Below are 16,773 nucleotides of genomic sequence, written 5' to 3' on the forward strand. Positions count from 1 at the left end.
TCGCCGGTGCTGCGCGCGCTTGCAGGATTGTCTGCCGCGAAGTTCGATGGTTCTTCGAATTCGACAATCTGGCGATAGGCCTTTGGAGGCGTGAGCGGCATCGAGGCTTCGCTCTTGCATAAAGCTGACAGCAGCAGACCGTTTCGATGAACGGACCGGAGCGCAAACAGCGCTAGCCCGGTCTCCGATCAGCTCGGTAAACCTAGCCAATTCCCAGTTCGCTGAGGCGCTTGTCCAGCAGGGGATAAATCCGTCTTGCGTTTCCTTCGAATACCTTTGCGCGATCTTCCGCCGAAAGATCCAGAGCATCCAGATATTGTTTGGTGTCGTCCCAAGAGATCCCGGTTTCCGGATCTGCGCCGCGAACCGCACCTAGCATTTCCGAGGCAAACAGGATGTTATCGATCGGGATCACGTCGAGCAGCAGTTCTATACCGGGCAGGTGGTAAACGCAGGTATCGAAGCAGACATTGGGCAGGATGTGCTCGCCCGGATCAGGCTTGCCCATGCGCATCGCCAGCCCGCGATAACGGCCCCAGTGATAGGGCACAGCCCCGCCGCCGTGCGGAATGACGAAGCGCAGAGCAGGGAAATCGGCAAACAGGTCTCCCTGCAGGAACTGCATGAAGGCCGTGGTGTCGGCATTGAGATAATGGGCGCCGGTGGCATGAAAATTCGGATTGCACGATCCCGATACGTGGATCATCGCGGGAACATCCAGTTCGCACATCTTCTCGAAAAAGGGATACCAGGATCGGTCAGTCAGAGGCGGGCCTTGCCAGTTGCCCCCGGATGGATCGGGATTAAGGTTGCAGCCGACGAAACCCAGCTCGGTTATGCAACGCTCAAGTTCGGCGATCGAGGAATTCAGGTCGGCGCCGGGCGACTGCGGAAGCTGGCAGACGCCCACGAAGTTGCGAGGGAAGAGGTCCACCACCCGCTTGATCAGATCGTTGGAATGACGCGTCCACTCGATGCTCGTCTGCGCGTCGCCAAGGTGGTGCCCCATACCTGATGCACGGGGCGAAAACACGGTTACGTCGGCGCCGCGTTCGCGGATAACCCGCAATTGGTTTTGCTCGATGCTCTCGATGATTTCGTCATCGGTTATGTTTGGGTAGGCTGGCGATGCGAGCGAGTTCTCAACCGCATCCAGCTGCTGTGCGCGGAACGCCATGTGACCCTCCGGCTCGGTTGTGTAGTGGCCGTGAATATCGATGATCAAGCTCATGATGCTTTGCCTTTTTGCCTTCCTACGCACCAACCAGCCCAGGTCGCCGCATATCCAAATTCGCATACCGATCAGTATTTATACTCTGGTTCAGGTCAGGTCAAACAGGCGTGCTTGTGCGTTAAGCCACCTTTGCGGTTACGTTCGCGAAGCATTGCAAGGCTGGAATGAAGTTAGAGCGGCGCTTGAAGCCCCGCGGCTTTCGTGTGCGCCTTCAGGAAATCGCGCAGAGCAATATATTTGGCGTTTTCCGGTGCACCATGCGGTCTGATGAGGCCGACCGTTGTCTGAGACAGGTCATCCTCCAGTTCCAGCATGGCAACATCGTGCCCGTCATAGGTGCGCAGCGTGGCCGGTCGCTGGATGAGCAACGAATAGCCAAGGCCACGGCCGACCATGCACCGAGCAAGCTCATAGTTTTTGGTCGTGTAGCGGATCGAGGGTTGATGGCCTTGTGAAGCAAAGATGTATTCCGTGTTTTGGCGGCTCGGACGCATGTCGATCTGAATCAGCGGCTCTTCGAGCAAGTCGGACAGGGAAACCTTTTTTCGCTTTGCCAGCCTGTGAGATTTCGCAATGATCACATAGGGCCTGTAGTCGCGAATGGGCTCAAGCTCGACTTGTCCCGAAACGTCGACGCTATACAGGATCGCAACATCGACTTGCCCCTTGAACAAAAGGTCGAGTAATTCCGGGGCGGATCCTTCCGCAAATGACAGTTCAAGCTCGGCGTGCTCGCGGCCAAAATGCTCCATGGCGGCGGGCAGAAAAAACGGCGCGAGCGTGGGAAAGCACCCGACTACGAACCTTCCCCTGAGGCCCGTTGAACTCTGTGCTGCTTGATCCGCGAAGCTTTCCGCGCCCGCCAGCAATTGTTGAGCGTGGCGCAGAAGCGATGACCCAGCTGAGGTAAGTTCAACTCCCTTTCCCTTGCGGCGGATTACCAGCTGGATTTCCATGTTGCGTTCCAGCTCATCCAGCGCAAGCGCCAGCCCGGTCGCGCTAACATTGCAGCGCTCAGCCGCCGCCGAGAGCGATCCCTCCGAAGCAATTGCAGCGAAATATTCTAACTGACGCAAGGTGAACGGCAAGGGCATAACACTGTTTTCCTAAGGTGTTTGCCCAATATAACATGTTTTACAATACATAGGCCAGCGCCTTACAAGCTCTCCATGGTCGCCCGCGAAATTGACGGCGGCACCATCAACGAGACGCCCGGAATGTCCGGGCTGTTGGAGGAGAGTTCAGATGTCAAAAAGCCTTGAACAACGAATTTCCGAAGCGGGAAATCCGCACACCATGCTTTGGGAGTCACAGGACCCACCCATCGTTTCCACCCCAGTAACTCCGGAATTCACCAACTGGCGTGACGAGCAGAAGGCATGGCGCACCAACGCGGTGCTGTTCGATCAGTCGCACCACATGGCCGATCTCAACATCAAGGGCCCCGATGCGCTGAAGCTGATCCAGGAGACCGCGATCAACTCGGTCGCCAAGTTCCCCATCGATTCTGCCAAGCAGTATATTGCCACCAATGCCGAAGGGCAGCTGATCGGGGACAATATCCTGTTCCGATATGAAGAGGACGAGTTCCAGGCCGTCGGCATCCCGCCGACCATCAGCTGGCTGCAATTCCACGCCGAAACCGGCGGCTATGATGTCGAGCTGGTGCGTGACAATCCATCCTATTGCCGTGTTGGCGGTGGCGATCCGCTGGTTTACCGCTTCGAAGTGCAAGGCCCCGATGCCATGGCCGTGATCGGTGAAATGCTGGGCCATGAACCGCCTACTGTCGGCTTCTTCAAGGGCACGCGCTTTAACATTGCGGGCAAGATGGTTCGTGCACTGCGCCATGGCATGGCGGGCGAGCCGGGTTTCGAATTCGTGGTGCCTTGGGAAGATCGCCAGCCGGTGATCGACGCGGTGCTCGAAGCGGGCGCCAAGCACGGCATGATCCGCGTGGGCGGCCGTGCTTATCTCACAAACTCGCTTGAATCCGGCTGGCTGCCGCGTCCGCTGCCGGCCTTCTATTCGGGTGAGAGCACCAAGGCGTTCCGCGAATGGCTTCCGGCTGACGACGTCGATTCCGCCGTCTCGCTGGGCGGTAGCTTCTATTCCGAGAATATCGAGGATTACTACTTCTCGCCCTACGATGTCGGCTACGGCAAGGTGATGCGTTTCGATCACGACTTCATCGGTCGCGATGCGCTTGAAGCACAAAAGGCTGCGGGCCTCGACGAGAAGAACAAGAAGGTGACCCTGCAGTGGAATGCCGAGGACACGGCCAAGTGCTGGGCCTCGATGTTCGGTGAAGGGCCGAAGGCCAAGTTCTTCAACCTGCCGATCGCCCACTATGCGACCTATCACTATGATCGCGTGGAAGATGCGTCGGGGAATTGCGTCGGCCGCTCCTTGCACACAGGCTATTCGGCCAACTTTGAATCGATGCTGTCGATCTCGGTTGTCGATGCGGCGCATGCCGAGCCTGGCACAGAACTGACCGTGGTCTGGGGTGAGCCTACCCCGTCTGCGAAGGTTCAGGTGGAAGATCACGTGCAGTTCAAGATCCGTGCGACGGTGCATCCCGCTCCGATCGACCAGCACGCACGCGAAAAGTATCGCAAGAACGCCTAGTCGATCTTGGATCTGGACATGGGGGGATGCCAGCATCTTCCCATGTCCGCTTCGCTGACCGCAAAAAGCGGCAGCCTGCATTACGAGAGAGGACCTTGCATGCCCACCGATATCGAAATCGCCCGCCAGGCGACGCTCATTCCGATCACTGAGGTAGCGAAGAACGCCGGCGTGCCCGACGAGGCGCTGATCCCCTATGGCAAGTACAAGGCCAAGGTCGATACCGCCACCCTGCCCACCACTTCCAACGGCAAGCTGATCCTCGTCACCGCCATCAACCCCACCCCGGCGGGCGAAGGCAAGACCACCACCTCGGTCGGCCTTTCTGACGCCCTTCACCGGATCGGCAAGAAGACCATGCTGTGCCTGCGCGAGCCCTCGCTCGGCCCCTGCTTCGGCGTGAAGGGCGGCGGCGCTGGCGGCGGCAAGTCGCAGGTCATGCCGATGGACGAGATCAACCTCCACTTCACCGGCGATTTCCACGCCATCACCTCGGCGCACAACCTGCTCTCGGCCATGATCGACAACTCGATCTACTGGGGCAACCCGAACGACATCGACCTGCGCCGCGTCACCTGGCGCCGCGTGCTCGACATGAACGACCGCGCGCTGCGCCAGATCGTCGGCCCGCTCGGCGGCGTGTCGAACGGCTTCCCGCGTGAAACCGGCTTCGACATCACCGTGGCTTCGGAAATCATGGCCATCTTGTGCCTGGCTTCTGACCTTGAAGACCTGCAGAAGCGCCTTGGCGACATCATCATCGGCTATCGCCGCGATCGCACCCCGGTGTTCTGCCGCGACATCAAGGCGGACCCCGCCATGACCGTGCTGCTGAAGGACGCCATCCTGCCGAACCTCGTGCAGACGCTGGAAAACCGTCCGGCCTTCCTTCACGGCGGCCCCTTCGCCAACATCGCGCACGGCTGTAACTCGGTGATCGCCACCAAGACCGCGCTGCGCATGGCCGACTATGTCGTGACCGAAGCGGGCTTCGGTGCCGACCTTGGTGCCGAGAAGTTCATGGACATCAAGTGCCGCATGGCGGGCCTCAAGCCCGATGCCATCGTGCTGGTGGCCACCGTGCGCTCGCTGAAGATGAACGGCGGCGTGCCCAAGGGCCAGCTGACCGAAGGCGAGAACGTGGATGCGGTCCGCGCCGGTGCCGTGAACCTCAAGCGTCACATCGAGAACGTGAAGAAGTTCGGCATCACCCCGACGATCGCCATCAACCACTTCTATCTCGACACCGACGCCGAAATCGCGGTGATCAAGGAAATGGCCGAGAGCTATGGCGCCGATGCCGTGATCTGCAAGCACTGGGCCGAAGGCGGCGCGGGCGCCGAGGACCTGGCGAAGATCGTGGCCGAGAAGGCCGATGCCGGTGCGCCTGATTTCGATCAGCTCTATCCCAGCGAAATGCCGCTGGCCGAGAAGATCGAGACCGTCGCCACCGAGATCTATCGGGCGGCGAACGTCGCGATCCCCTCTGCCGTGCGCAAGCAGCTCAAGCAGTGGGAAGAGATGGGCTACGGCAACTACCCGGTCTGCATGGCCAAGACGCAATACTCGTTCTCGACCGACCCGACCGCGCTTGGTGCGCCCGAGGGCCACGAGATCGCCATTCGCGAAGTGCGTCTGTCGGCCGGTGCCGGCTTCGTGGTCGCCATCGCGGGCGACATCATGACCATGCCGGGCCTGCCCAAGGTTCCCTCGGCCGAGAACATCTATCTCGACGAAAACGGCCAGATCGAAGGCCTGTTCTAGGACTAGCGGGAGCACAGCGATGTATACTTACGAAGCCATTCACCCCAACTGGGAAAAGCCCGCCTCGAACATGGTCGATGGCTATTCGCTGGAGATGACCGCGAAGGAAATCGAAGGCCTGAAGGAGGCGGCCCCGCTGATCCGACCGAACACGCAGGTCGCCGTCACCTTCCTGCCGGGCGAAGAGCTGTCGCAGCGCGTCGAGGCTGCCGTGCTGGTGCGCGAACTTGGTTTCGAGCCGATCGTCCACCTGTCGGCCCGGCGCATCGAGAGCGAGGAGCAGCTCGACTGGTATCTTGGCGAGATCACCCAGAAGGCTGGCGTGAAGCGCGTCTTCATCATCGCCGGCGATCCGCCCGAAGCCGAAGGCCCTTACGAGAACTCGCTGCAGATCATCGAAACCGGCCTTCTGGAAAAGCACGGCATCGAGATCGTCGGCTTCGGCGGACACCCGGAAGGCCATCCCAATGTCTCGGGAGAGGACCTGTGGGTGTGGATGCAGAAGAAGATCGACGCCGTGCGCGCCCATGGGATGACGCCGCTGGTCGTCACCCAGTTTGCCTTTGACGACGATGCAATTGTCGAATGGCTGGCCGAAATGCGCGACCGTGGCATCGACGTGCCGGTGCGCCTCGGTGTGCCCGGACCTGCTGGCATCAAGCGTCTGCTCGGCTTTGCCAAGCGTTGCGGCGTGGGTGCTTCGGCCAGCGTGATGAAGAAGTATGGCGTGTCGCTGACGAACCTGATCGGCAGCGCGGGTCCAGACAAGCTGGTGAGCAATCTCGAAGAGAAGCTCACCGAGAGCCATGGCCGCGTGCGCCTGCATTTCTACCCCTTTGGCGCGCTCACCGCGTCCGCCGAGTGGATCAACGATTACGACGCCCGCAATTCCTGATTTTCGAACGGAAGTGGAATCGCCGGACTTTGCGCGGGCGGGCCAAGGCTCCCCCGGCTGAACTGACGGGAGTTTTGCCACGATGGCAGACATTATCGATGGCCGTGCAATCGCGCGCCAGTTGGATGAGAAAACCAAGGCCGAAGTCGACGCCCTCGTGGCGGCGGGGCACCCCGTTCCGGGCCTGACCGTGATCCTCGTGGGCGAGGATCCGGCGAGCGAAGTCTACGTTCGCCGCAAGATCAAGGCCTGCGAAAAGGTCGGCATCAAGTCCACCGAGCATCGCCTTGCGGAAGACACTTCACAGGAAGACCTGCTGGCGCTGATCGACACGCTCAATGCCGATCCAGAAGTGCACGGCATCCTGTGTCAGGTTCCACTGCCCGATCATATCGACACGCGCCTTGTGCTGCGCTCGATCACGCCGGAGAAGGACGTGGACGGGTTCCACCCGGTCAATGTCGGTCGCCTGTCGACCGGCACGGGCGGCATTGTGCCCTGCACGCCGCTGGGCGTGATGCTGCTGCTGCGTTCGGTCATCCCCGATCTGACCGGCAAGGATGTGGTCGTGATCGGCAAGTCCAATATCGTCGGCAAGCCGGTGGCCAATCTGCTGCTCGATGCCGAGGCGACTGTTACCGTCACCCACATCTACACCCATGGTCTGCCCGATATCTGCCGTCAGGCCGATGTTATCGTTGCAGCGGCAGGTGCGCCGGAGCTGGTCAAAGGCTATTGGGTCAAGGATGATGCCGTGATCATCGATGTGGGCATCACCCGCATCGAGGGCGAAGATGGCAAGACCAAGCTCGTGGGCGACGTTGCCTTCGATGAATGCCAGCACGCCAAGGCGATCACGCCGGTGCCCGGCGGCGTTGGCCCGATGACCATCGCCTGTCTGCTTGCCAACACGGTTCAGGCGGCGCGCGCGCTCACGGTGGGAAACGGCGACGACAGCAGTGACTATGCCGATGCGCCAGACCGCACCATGATTTTTCAAGATGCTCTCGCATGAGCGACAAGAGCGACGTTCTGGGCGCGATCATCGCCCGCCAGCACCACCGCGAGGGCCCGCTGCTGCCGATCCTCAACGACGTGCAGGCCGAACTCGGCTGCATCGATGCAGAAAGCGAGGCGCTGATCGCCAAGGGCCTGAACATAAGCCGCGCCGACGTGCACGGCGTGGTCAGCTTCTATCACGATTACAAACCCAAAGCCGATGCGCGCCCCGTGTTGCAGATCTGCCGTGCCGAGGCATGCAAGGCGCGCGGCGTGGAGCAGCTCATCAAGGCCGCCAGCAACGCTGCCGGAGAGCGCGTGAAGATCGAGACAGTCTATTGCCTCGGCCTGTGCAGCGGCGGCCCTGCTGCGCGCACGGGCGATGATCTTCATATCCGCCTCGATGAGCAGGCGATCATCAAGCTAGTAGAAAACGCATGACTGTTGTTCGTATTTCCGATGACGCCCTCGCCCGCGCCGGCGGGGCTGACAAGCTTGCGGCGGCCTTCGAGAAGAAGGGCTGCGAAGTGCTGCGCACCTCGAGCTGGGGCATGCACTGGCTCGAACCGCTCGTCGAGATCGACGGAAAAGGGTTCGGCCCGGCCACGCTCGACGATGTCGATGCCATTCTCGATGGCAGCTCGGACAAGGCCATCGGCACCATTGAAGAGCATCCCTTCATCGCCACGCAAACGCGCATCACCTTCAAGCGCGCGGGCAAGACCCGTCCGCTCAGCCTCGAAGACTATGAAGCAACCGGTGGCTGGGCAGGCCTGAAGCGCGCGCGCCAGATCGGCAGCGAAGCCATTGTCGAGGAAGTGAAGCACTCGGGCCTGCGCGGAAGAGGCGGCGCGGGCTTTCCCACCGGGATCAAGTGGGACACGGTGATGAAAGCGCCGGGGCCGAAGAAATACATCGTGTGCAATGCCGACGAGGGCGATAGCGGCACCTTTGCCGATCGCATGGCGATGGAAGGCGATCCCTTCGCGCTGATCGAAGGCATGGCGATTGCGGGTGAAGCCGTGGGCGCGGACCAAGGCTATATCTATCTGCGCAGCGAATATCCCGACGCCATCCGCAAGCTCAACGCCGCGCTGGACCTGTGCGCAGACATCATCGCGCCGTTCAAATGCGAAGTGCGTGTTGGCGCTGGCGCCTATGTCTGCGGCGAAGAGACCTCGCTGCTAAATTCGCTCGAAGGCAAGCGCGGCGAAGTGCGCGCCAAGCCGCCGCTGCCAGCGCTCGAAGGCTTTCTTGGTCGTCCGACCGTGGTCAACAACGTGCTCAGCCTGCAGGCCGTGCCGCATATCCTGATGGAAGGCGGCGCCGAGCAGTACAAGAACGCCGGCTTCGGCCGTTCGCGCGGCACCATGCCGATCCAGCTGGCGGGCAATATCAAGCACGGCGGGCTTTACGAAGTAGGCTTCGGCATCACGCTGGGCGAGCTGGTGAAGGATATCGGCGGCGACACGGCTTCGGGCCGTCCGGTCAAGGCGGTGCAGGTGGGCGGCCCGCTGGGCGCCTACATCCATCCCGACCAGTTCGATATCGAGTTCGACTACGAGACCTATACCGCTGCCGAAGCGCTGATCGGCCATGGCGGTGTGACCGTGTTCGACGATACGGCGGACATGCTGGAAATGGCGCGTTTTGCGATGGAATTCTGCTCGGTCGAAAGCTGCGGCAAGTGCACCCCCTGCCGCATCGGCGCGGTGCGCGGGGTGGAAATCCTGGACCGCATTAAGGCCGGTGGCCGCGAGCGTGACGTGATCGAGCTGGCCCCGCAGATGCATAACACGACCAAGGACATGGGCCGCGATGCCGACGACGAGATCGGCCTGCTCACCGACCTGTGCGAGACGATGAAGTTCGGCTCGCTGTGCGCTTTGGGCGGGTTCACGCCCTATCCGGTAATGAGCGCGCTGCGACAGTGGCCGGAAGATTTTGCCAGCAACCCCGAAATGGTTCAGCAAACACTAGAAAAGGGACTCGGATGACCAGAATTGCGGTCCTGAAAGAGCGCGCGGGAGGTGAAACCCGCGTCGCTGCCACGCCTGAAACAGTAAAGAAGCTCGTTGCGCTGGGTGCTTCGCTTGCAGTGGAGGAAGGCGCGGGCGCGGCCGCCGCGATCTCCGATGCCGATTACGCCAATGCAGGGGCCGAAGTCGGTCCGGCGGCGACTGTGGTAACCAATGCTGACATCGTCATGGGCGTGCAAGCCCCAGACATTGCCGCGCTTTCGGGTGCCAAGCCGGGCGCGTGGGTGGCCGCCACGTTCGATCCGTTCGGCCAGCGTGAGCGCGTGGAGGCCTATGCCGAGGCCGGTTTCGAGGCCTTGGCGCTGGAATTCATGCCGCGCATCACTCGCGCACAGTCGATGGACGTACTTTCCAGCCAGTCGAACCTTGCCGGTTACAAGGCGGTACTGACTGCGGCGGACACCTATGGCCGGGCATTTCCGATGATGATGACGGCGGCGGGCACGATCTCGGCCGCCAGGGTGTTCGTGATGGGCGTGGGCGTTGCGGGCCTGCAGGCGATCGCCACGGCCAAGCGGCTGGGCGCGCAGGTCTCCGCCACCGACGTGCGGCCCGAGACCGCCGAACAGATCCGCAGCCTGGGCGGCAAGCCTGTCTTCGCAGAGGGGCTGGAAGCCGCGGGTGAGGGGGGGTACGCGGCCGAACTCACCGACAAACAGAAGGCCGCGCAGGCCGAGATGGTGAGCGCGCATATCGCCAAGCAGGATATCGTCATCACCACGGCGCTGATCCCGGGCCGTGCGGCCCCGCGCCTTGTCAGCGACGCGCAGATCGCCACGATGAAGCCGGGCAGCGTTATCTTCGACCTGGCCGTGGCGCAGGGCGGAAACGTGGAAGGCTCGGTGCCGGATGAGCTTGTTGAGAAGCACGGCGTGTCGATCATGGGTTACGCCAACACGCCCGCGCACTTGCCAACCGATTCCAGCGCCCTGTTCAGCCGCAACCTGTTCAATTTCCTCAATGTCTTCTGGGACAAGGAAGCGGGCAAGCCGGTGCTCGACGAAGAGATCGGCGATGCTATCCGGCTCACCAAGGGCGGCAAAGTCGTCAACGCACGGCTGAAGGGGTAAGCGCCATGGACTTCATATCAATCCTCTCGATCTTCGTGCTGGCGTGTTTTGTCGGCTATTACGTGGTGTGGTCGGTCACGCCTGCGCTGCACACGCCGCTGATGGCGGTGACGAACGCGATCTCCTCGGTCATCATTGTGGGCGGCCTGATCGCGGCTGCGGAAGCGGGCAGCGACATCGCCAAGTGGCTGGGTCTGGCAGCGGTGGTGCTGGCCAGCGTCAACATCTTCGGCGGCTTTGCCGTGACCGAGCGGATGCTGGCGATGTACAAGAAGAAGGATAAGTGAGCATGCTGTCCTTCCTCGCTCCTGTCGCCGATGCTGCCGCACACGGTGGCGATACCCCGGCCTGGGCCATGCTGGCCTATCTTGCATCGGGCGTGTTCTTCATCCTGGCGCTGCGCGGGCTCTCCAGCCCGGCAACCAGCCGTGCGGGCAATCGCAACGGCATGATCGGTATGGCAATCGCCGTCGTCACCACGCTGGTGACGCACGACATCGCCAACATCGTGGAGATCGGCATCGCCATCGCCATCGGCGCCATCATCGGCATCGTCATCGCCCGCCGTATTGCCATGACCGCCATGCCTGAACTGGTAGCTGCCTTCCACTCGCTCGTCGGCCTTGCCGCGGTGGTGGTAGGCTGGGCGGCCTATCTCAATCCGGGCGCATTCGGACTGCTCACGGACGCCGGAATCGGCGCGGTGTCCAAGGTCGAGATGGGCCTCGGCATCGCGATCGGTGCGATCACCTTCTCGGGCTCGGTCATCGCCTTTGCCAAGCTTTCGGGCCGGATGAAGGGCTCGCCGATCCTGCTGCCGGGCCGCCATGTCATCAATCTGGGCACGCTGATCGCCATCCTGGTTCTGACCGGGATGTTCGCCACTGCGGCCGCGAGCGGCACCATGCCGCTGATCGTGGCGCTGACCGTGCTTGCGTTCATCATCGGCTTCCTGCTGATCATTCCGATTGGCGGGGCGGACATGCCCGTCGTGGTGTCGATGCTGAACAGCTACTCGGGCTGGGCGGCAGCGGCGATGGGCTTCACGCTTGGCAATACCGCAATGATCATCACCGGCGCGCTGGTGGGCTCCTCGGGCGCGATCCTTTCTTATATCATGTGCAAGGCGATGAACCGCGGCTTCCTCTCGGTGATTGCCGGCGGCTTCGGTGCCGATGCTTCTGCGGGCGGCGGTGGCCCGGTCGAACAGCGCCCCTACAAGCAGGGCAGCGCGGAAGATGCGGCATATATGCTCGAACAGGCAGAAAGCGTGATCATCATTCCGGGCTACGGCATGGCGGTGGCGCAGGCCCAGCATGCCCTGCGTGAGATGACTGATCTGCTCGAAGAAAAGGGTGTGGAGGTCAAATTCGCCATTCACCCGGTGGCAGGCCGCATGCCCGGCCATATGAATGTGCTTCTGGCCGAAGCTAGCGTAGACTATGACAAGGTGTTCGAGCTTGAGGACATCAACTCGGAATTCGCCCAGTGCGACGTTGCCTTCATCATCGGCGCAAATGACGTGGTGAACCCGGCGGCCAAGACCGACAAGAGCTCGCCCATTTACGGCATGCCGGTGTTTGACGTGGACAAGGCCAAGCAGGTCTTTTTCATCAAGCGTTCGATGGGTGGAGTGGGCTATGCCGGGGTCGATAACGATGTCTTCTACATGGATCAGACGGTGATGTTGCTGTCTGATGCCAAGAAAATGGTCGAAGAAATCAACAAGGCGCTGGATTAGGCCGCGTTGACAAAAGACTTGAGCGATAGGCGGGCAGCGGCGAGGTTGAGGAAGCTCTCGAAGGAGAGGACGGTCTTGTCGTAGCGGGTTGCGATACGGCGCTGTTGCTTGAGCTTGCAGAACATGCGCTCGACACGGTTCCGGTCACGGTATCGACGATAGTCGGGATGTTCTGGCACTTTACGGTTCGAGCGGGGCGGGATGATAGGCAGGATGCCACGGATCAGTAGGCTCTCCCGGAAGCGATCCCCGTCGTAGCCCCCTTCGACAAGCTCAGGACAGGCTTGTCCGCTAGCAGCGCCTTGGGCGCGACGACCGGGATCGCCATCAGTGGTTCGGCAGCGGTATAATCGGAAGCCTCTCCGCCGGTCAGGATGAAGCCGAGAGGCAATCCCTGATTGTCGCAGCGGGCGTGGATTTTGCTCGTAAAGCCGCTGCGTGATCGACCAAGAGCGTTCTGAGAAGCCCCCCTTTTCCGCCCGACGCCGAGACATGGCCGCGAACAGAAGTGCTGTCGATCATGTGCCGCCAGTCGTCGGTGAGACCCAGATCGACCAGCGTTTGCAGGAGCGCATCCCAGACGCCTTGTTCGGCCCAGCGCCGAAACCGGACATAGACCGAGTTCCACTTGCCGTATCGCTCATGCATGTCTCGCCAGGGGCAGCCGACCCGTAGCACTTGGAGCATGCCATTCAGAAAGCGCCGGTTATCGCCAGCCGGACGTGCCCAACGACCCCGCTCAGACGGCGGCAGCGGCCCGATCAGCTCCCACTCCGCATCCGACAAGTCTCCACGACCCATGACTGCTCCTCAAAAAGCAGTCTTGAATCACAACGAGGCGGGGTTGGGAATCCTTTTTGTCAACACGGCCTAGTGATGCTGTACGTCCGATATCCGCTGTCTCTTCGGAATGTGGAGAACCTCCTGTTCGAGCGCGGCTATGACTTCTGCCACGGGTGTTGTCAGAGCAAAATGCACCTGCTGGCAAGGAGTTAAGGGTAAGGCGGGGTGATGCCGCGTCCGAAGAAGCCAGCTAGCCCATTCCGATATTTCGACTCGTCGCCCGAGGTGAGCCCAACCCGTCTTCCAAGGTGCAGGCGGAAGACCACGTGCAGTTCAAGATCCGGGCAACGGTCCATCCCGCCCCGATCGACCAGCACGCACGCGAAAAGTATCGCAAGAAGGCCTGATTTCCAGCGCAGCAAGGGAAGCCGGGAGGGGGCGCCCAGACTTCTCCCGGTTTTCTTTTTGTCTGCAGAAATAACCGGTTTTGATGCGCATCAATGGTTTGGGATACCGATAAGTATATGAATTTCATCGCCCCGGGCCAAGTTCAGATGGTCTTGGGAGAAGCTGATGGAGAAGAGCAATGATCAAGGATGCCGATACCGAGCTGAGGGAAATCCGCCTTGCTGGCGGTGCGCAGGGGTTCAACTGGTTGCCCGTGTTCGTGGCAGAAAAGCTGGGCCTGTTTGAAAAGCACGGCCTGACAATCGATCTCCGCCGAATGGGCAGCCTCGAACTGGCAACTGATGCGGTGCGCGCGGGGGATGCTGACCTGACGATTGGTCCGCCCGAAGGAGCGATTGCCGATTACCTTGCCGGCGGCCCGCTGCGGCTGGTCGCGGCGCAGGCCGTTCGCTTGCCCATGGCCTTGGTCACAAGGCCCGAAATCATGACAATCGAAGACCTCAAGGGCAAGACCATTGGCACTTCGTCTCTGCGCGAAGGCACGGCGATCTACACGCAGATCGTGCTTGCCCAGCATGGCCTGCACTATCCCGGCGATTACGAGTTTGCGATGTCCGGCATCCACACCGAACGCTGGGAGGCGCTGCGCAAGGGCGAGATTGACTGTGCGCCGCAACCCGCGCCCTGGAGCTTCCTGGCTGAGGACAATGGCTACAACCTCATCGCCCGCGTGCATGACGCGATCCCGGAGATCGTCTTCACCGCAGTGTTCGGTTGCGAAGGCTGGCTGGCGGCCAATCGCGACACCGTGCTGCGTTTCCTGCGGGCGCTGGCTGAAGCCTATGACTTCGCTAATGATCCGGCGAACGAGGATTTCTGCGTGCCTGTGTTTCAGTCGATCACCACCAAGGACGATCCGGACCTTGCGGGTCGCGGCTTTGCTTACATGCGCGATCTCGGCATGTGGCCAGAGGGCCTGGAAATCACGCCAACAGCGCTGGCTACTACGGTTGACCTGATGGTGCAGACGGGTCTTGCCGATGCGACGCATCGCGATCAGGCACTGCAAGCTTTCGACAAGAGTTATCTCGCAGACCTGTGATGGAGTGAAACAGGCGGGGACACCTCGCTCAGTCTTGCGGTCGGGCCATGATCATCGCGGTGTCGATCAGGGACAGCAGCGAACCGCTCGGCCGCACTGGCCGAGTGGCAGAACCTCATGGCCTGAAACTGGCCGGGGAAGGGTCAGCTCCGTCAAGCGGAGGCAAGTTGCGATTAGACTGACAGCACCTCGACGGCTGCTTGTTGATGCTCTAGTGAGCGCCGATAGAGTGTAGAGCGGGTGGTCGATTCTAGACGCCCAGTCGTTGACGTCTAGCAGGCCTCCGGTGACCGCAATTTTCGCAGCAGCGATCGTGACGGCGAGACTCGCAGAAAGCCCGGTCATGTCATAAGCCGACATTCGCGACGCTGCATGGGATGGGCGTAATCCGGGGCGCCAGCTGCCTCCGGCTAATTCCCGCTTGAATGTCCGGTTCAGCAACCGAACTTACCAAGAGCCGCCATCCAACCCGGCCCAGTTGCGGCCGCAATTCTTGTCCAGCGGATCGTTCGCTGAGCGTCAGTTTTTGGCGATGACCTCCCGCCGTGCGGGAACGACGGGATCGTCCCAGACCCAGCCTTTGAGACCTATCGGCAAGCATGTCCGCTTTCAAGCGCGATCGTCGGGCGATCCGCTATGACTGATATAGAGTGCAAAGCAGACTGAATTCGCCAATTTGTCAGAGTATCGAAAACCAATTCCGAGTCCGAAAAAGACATCAAACCAGTACATTAAAAGGAATTCGCGGGCCTTTTGCGGACTCTTTACCGAGGCCGAATTCAGTAAGTGGCTGGATTAAATTGAGAAAATACATGGAATTGGATGGCTCTTCTGGCTCTGATCAAGGAGTCCTCAGCCTAGGCAAGACCTCCCCCCGAAGGCGAGCGAGGAGGAGAAGGGCGGGCTGCTCGCCGTCAGCACCACTGGCACAGATTCGAGGTTGTGATTTATGGAGTGTTCGGGCTTCGTCGCAGTGACGAAGGAACGAAGATGGAGCCCGAACACTCCTTGAAAAAGTCGCCGACGAAGGCAGCAGTCAAGGCGGGCAGGTCGGCAAAGTAGATCTGGTCCGGCAAGCCTAGCAAGGCGCGCCAGAAGGACCGCGATGCGCGCTGGAGCGTCAAGTAAACCAAGGCCAAGGTGAAGGAGGGCGCCGATCCCAAGGCGTTCAAGCCGGTCGATCTCGCCATCCCCATGTTCGGCTACAAGAACCATATCGGCATCGACCGGGCGCACGGGTTGATCCGGACCTGGGATGCCAGCACGGCGAATGCGCACGATGGCGCAAGGCTGCCGGTGCTGATCAGTCCGGACAACACGGCCTCGGGCGTCTGGGCCGATACCGCCTACCGATCGAAGAAGAACGAAGCCTTTCTCGCCAAGGGCATGTTCACCAGCCACCTCCGCCAGCGAAAGCCGCACCGGCGTGCGATGCCCGAGCGCATCGCCAGAGCCAATCCAAAGCGGTCAGCGATCCGCTCTGCCGTCGAGCACGTCTTCGCAGGACAGAAGCACCGCCTGGGCCTCGTGGTGCGCACCATCGGCATGGCTCGCGCGCGCATCAAGATCGGAATGGCGAACCTGGCCTATAACTTCCAGCGCCTGGCCTGGCTCGAAGGGCGTGCTGCGCCCGCATGACGCGAAAAACGGCCTGTTGTGGTTGCTCGGCCACGGACATCAGAAGATCAGAGCATCCAAAAAAGGATTCTTGCCCTTCGGCGCCATCGCGTCTCCGTCACGCCGAAATTGCCGGGTTCTTCCAGGTGTCCAACTGCTACGGGATAAGTGTGTCCGGAGGCCATCATCATGCGTGGAAATGGCCGGAACTCAACCAAATGACGCTGGCAATCCGCGCGTCCGATGGTCAATCCGCCCATCACAACAGTGAAGCCATGGTTGTTGCGGTTGTTCATCTAATAATATGGTTAATATTTTTAAATAAATATATTATGTACTGAGCCCGACTATGCTTAAGTTTATGATATATATAATATCCACCCTCTTGACGTGATGCTCGTTATAAAATCCCGAGTATATATTTAAGTATTAGGCGGAAAGGGTTGGTTGAATATTTGACCTACATCAACCTTAAATAGCGCAGGGGTAT

The 16,773-nt window shown here is 60.7% G+C and carries 12 protein-coding genes and 3 pseudogenes; 12 read left to right on the plus strand and 3 right to left on the minus strand.

Going from position 1 to position 16,773, the window contains the following annotated elements; genetic code table 11:
* Positions 1-202 precede the first annotated feature (202 nt).
* Positions 203-1,231 (minus strand): amidohydrolase family protein, encoded by a 1,029-nt coding sequence (locus tag ABDJ38_RS13845; protein ID WP_346785718.1) that lies wholly within the window; start codon positions 1,229-1,231, stop codon positions 203-205.
* A 173-nt stretch (positions 1,232-1,404) separates the two neighbouring features.
* The gene (locus ABDJ38_RS13850) at positions 1,405-2,328 is read right to left on the minus strand and encodes a LysR substrate-binding domain-containing protein (RefSeq protein ID WP_346785719.1); all 924 of its coding nucleotides are present in this window, start codon (positions 2,326-2,328) and stop codon (positions 1,405-1,407) included.
* A 151-nt stretch (positions 2,329-2,479) separates the two neighbouring features.
* Between ABDJ38_RS13850 and ABDJ38_RS13855 the strand changes: the two genes are divergently transcribed.
* From ABDJ38_RS13855 to ABDJ38_RS13895, 9 genes are all read left to right on the plus strand, one after another.
* Positions 2,480-3,865 (plus strand): aminomethyl transferase family protein, encoded by a 1,386-nt coding sequence (locus ABDJ38_RS13855; protein ID WP_346785720.1) that lies wholly within the window; start codon positions 2,480-2,482, stop codon positions 3,863-3,865.
* Between the two features lie 99 nt (positions 3,866-3,964).
* A complete protein-coding gene (locus tag ABDJ38_RS13860) occupies positions 3,965-5,629 on the plus strand; it encodes a formate--tetrahydrofolate ligase (RefSeq protein ID WP_346785721.1) in 1,665 nt (554 codons plus the stop codon).
* Between the two features lie 19 nt (positions 5,630-5,648).
* On the plus strand, positions 5,649-6,524 hold the full coding sequence (locus tag ABDJ38_RS13865; protein ID WP_346785722.1) for a methylenetetrahydrofolate reductase: 876 nt from the start codon (positions 5,649-5,651) through the stop codon (positions 6,522-6,524).
* A gap of 82 nt (positions 6,525-6,606) precedes the next feature.
* Complete coding sequence (gene folD, locus ABDJ38_RS13870; RefSeq protein ID WP_346785723.1) at positions 6,607-7,539, plus strand: bifunctional methylenetetrahydrofolate dehydrogenase/methenyltetrahydrofolate cyclohydrolase FolD; 933 nt, start codon at positions 6,607-6,609, stop codon at positions 7,537-7,539.
* Positions 7,536-7,964, plus strand: coding sequence for an NAD(P)H-dependent oxidoreductase subunit E (locus tag ABDJ38_RS13875; RefSeq protein ID WP_346785724.1), 429 nt, complete (start codon positions 7,536-7,538; stop codon positions 7,962-7,964). The genes folD and ABDJ38_RS13875 overlap by 4 nt, the downstream gene beginning before the upstream one ends.
* On the plus strand, positions 7,961-9,520 hold the full coding sequence (locus ABDJ38_RS13880) for an NADH-ubiquinone oxidoreductase-F iron-sulfur binding region domain-containing protein (RefSeq protein ID WP_346785726.1): 1,560 nt from the start codon (positions 7,961-7,963) through the stop codon (positions 9,518-9,520). The genes ABDJ38_RS13875 and ABDJ38_RS13880 overlap by 4 nt, the downstream gene beginning before the upstream one ends.
* Entirely contained in the window at positions 9,517-10,632 is a 1,116-nt protein-coding gene (locus ABDJ38_RS13885; protein ID WP_346785727.1) for an NAD(P) transhydrogenase subunit alpha, read from the plus strand. The genes ABDJ38_RS13880 and ABDJ38_RS13885 overlap by 4 nt, the downstream gene beginning before the upstream one ends.
* Before the next feature lie 5 nt (positions 10,633-10,637).
* Positions 10,638-10,919 carry an NAD(P) transhydrogenase subunit alpha part 2 gene (locus ABDJ38_RS13890; protein WP_137681780.1) on the plus strand — a complete coding sequence of 94 codons (282 nt, stop codon included), beginning with the start codon at positions 10,638-10,640 and terminating at the stop codon, positions 10,917-10,919.
* A gap of 2 nt (positions 10,920-10,921) precedes the next feature.
* On the plus strand, positions 10,922-12,373 hold the full coding sequence (locus ABDJ38_RS13895) for an NAD(P)(+) transhydrogenase (Re/Si-specific) subunit beta (RefSeq protein ID WP_429771121.1): 1,452 nt from the start codon (positions 10,922-10,924) through the stop codon (positions 12,371-12,373).
* On the opposite strand, the pseudogene ABDJ38_RS16985 reads toward ABDJ38_RS13895, so the two are convergent.
* A pseudogene (locus ABDJ38_RS16985) lies at positions 12,370-13,174 on the minus strand (IS5 family transposase). The gene ABDJ38_RS13895 and the pseudogene ABDJ38_RS16985 sit on opposite strands and share 4 nt — an antisense overlap.
* Positions 13,175-13,246: 72 nt before the next feature.
* Between ABDJ38_RS16985 and ABDJ38_RS16990 the strand changes: the two are divergent.
* The 3 genes and pseudogenes from ABDJ38_RS16990 to ABDJ38_RS13915 all read left to right on the plus strand — a co-directional run.
* Positions 13,247-13,327, plus strand: a pseudogene (locus ABDJ38_RS16990) (IS6 family transposase); the annotation flags it as partial.
* 415 nt (positions 13,328-13,742) lie between these two features.
* Positions 13,743-14,666, plus strand: a complete 924-nt coding sequence (locus ABDJ38_RS13910; RefSeq protein WP_346785729.1) for an ABC transporter substrate-binding protein — start codon at positions 13,743-13,745, stop codon at positions 14,664-14,666.
* A 1,077-nt stretch (positions 14,667-15,743) separates the two neighbouring features.
* Positions 15,744-16,304, plus strand: a pseudogene (locus ABDJ38_RS13915) (transposase); the annotation flags it as partial.
* Between the last annotated feature and the right edge of the window lie 469 nt (positions 16,305-16,773).

The organism is Aurantiacibacter flavus, assembly GCF_039710615.1.
Classification (GTDB): domain Bacteria; phylum Pseudomonadota; class Alphaproteobacteria; order Sphingomonadales; family Sphingomonadaceae; genus Alteraurantiacibacter; species Alteraurantiacibacter flavus.

What these genes read in the sequence shown, in the direction of transcription:
- ABDJ38_RS13850 (WP_346785719.1), bottom strand. Translation starts at nt 2,328, where the DNA reads ATGCCCTTGCCGTTCACCTTGCGTCAGTTAGAATATTTCGCTGCAATT.
- ABDJ38_RS13865 (WP_346785722.1), top strand. Translation starts at nt 5,649, where the DNA reads ATGTATACTTACGAAGCCATTCACCCCAACTGGGAAAAGCCCGCCTCG.
- ABDJ38_RS13845 (WP_346785718.1), bottom strand. Translation starts at nt 1,231, where the DNA reads ATGAGCTTGATCATCGATATTCACGGCCACTACACAACCGAGCCGGAG.
- ABDJ38_RS13880 (WP_346785726.1), top strand. Translation starts at nt 7,961, where the DNA reads ATGACTGTTGTTCGTATTTCCGATGACGCCCTCGCCCGCGCCGGCGGG.
- ABDJ38_RS13855 (WP_346785720.1), top strand. Translation starts at nt 2,480, where the DNA reads ATGTCAAAAAGCCTTGAACAACGAATTTCCGAAGCGGGAAATCCGCAC.
- ABDJ38_RS13885 (WP_346785727.1), top strand. Translation starts at nt 9,517, where the DNA reads ATGACCAGAATTGCGGTCCTGAAAGAGCGCGCGGGAGGTGAAACCCGC.
- ABDJ38_RS13910 (WP_346785729.1), top strand. Translation starts at nt 13,743, where the DNA reads ATGATCAAGGATGCCGATACCGAGCTGAGGGAAATCCGCCTTGCTGGC.
- ABDJ38_RS13895 (WP_429771121.1), top strand. Translation starts at nt 10,922, where the DNA reads ATGCTGTCCTTCCTCGCTCCTGTCGCCGATGCTGCCGCACACGGTGGC.
- ABDJ38_RS13860 (WP_346785721.1), top strand. Translation starts at nt 3,965, where the DNA reads ATGCCCACCGATATCGAAATCGCCCGCCAGGCGACGCTCATTCCGATC.
- ABDJ38_RS13890 (WP_137681780.1), top strand. Translation starts at nt 10,638, where the DNA reads ATGGACTTCATATCAATCCTCTCGATCTTCGTGCTGGCGTGTTTTGTC.
- folD (WP_346785723.1), top strand. Translation starts at nt 6,607, where the DNA reads ATGGCAGACATTATCGATGGCCGTGCAATCGCGCGCCAGTTGGATGAG.
- ABDJ38_RS13875 (WP_346785724.1), top strand. Translation starts at nt 7,536, where the DNA reads ATGAGCGACAAGAGCGACGTTCTGGGCGCGATCATCGCCCGCCAGCAC.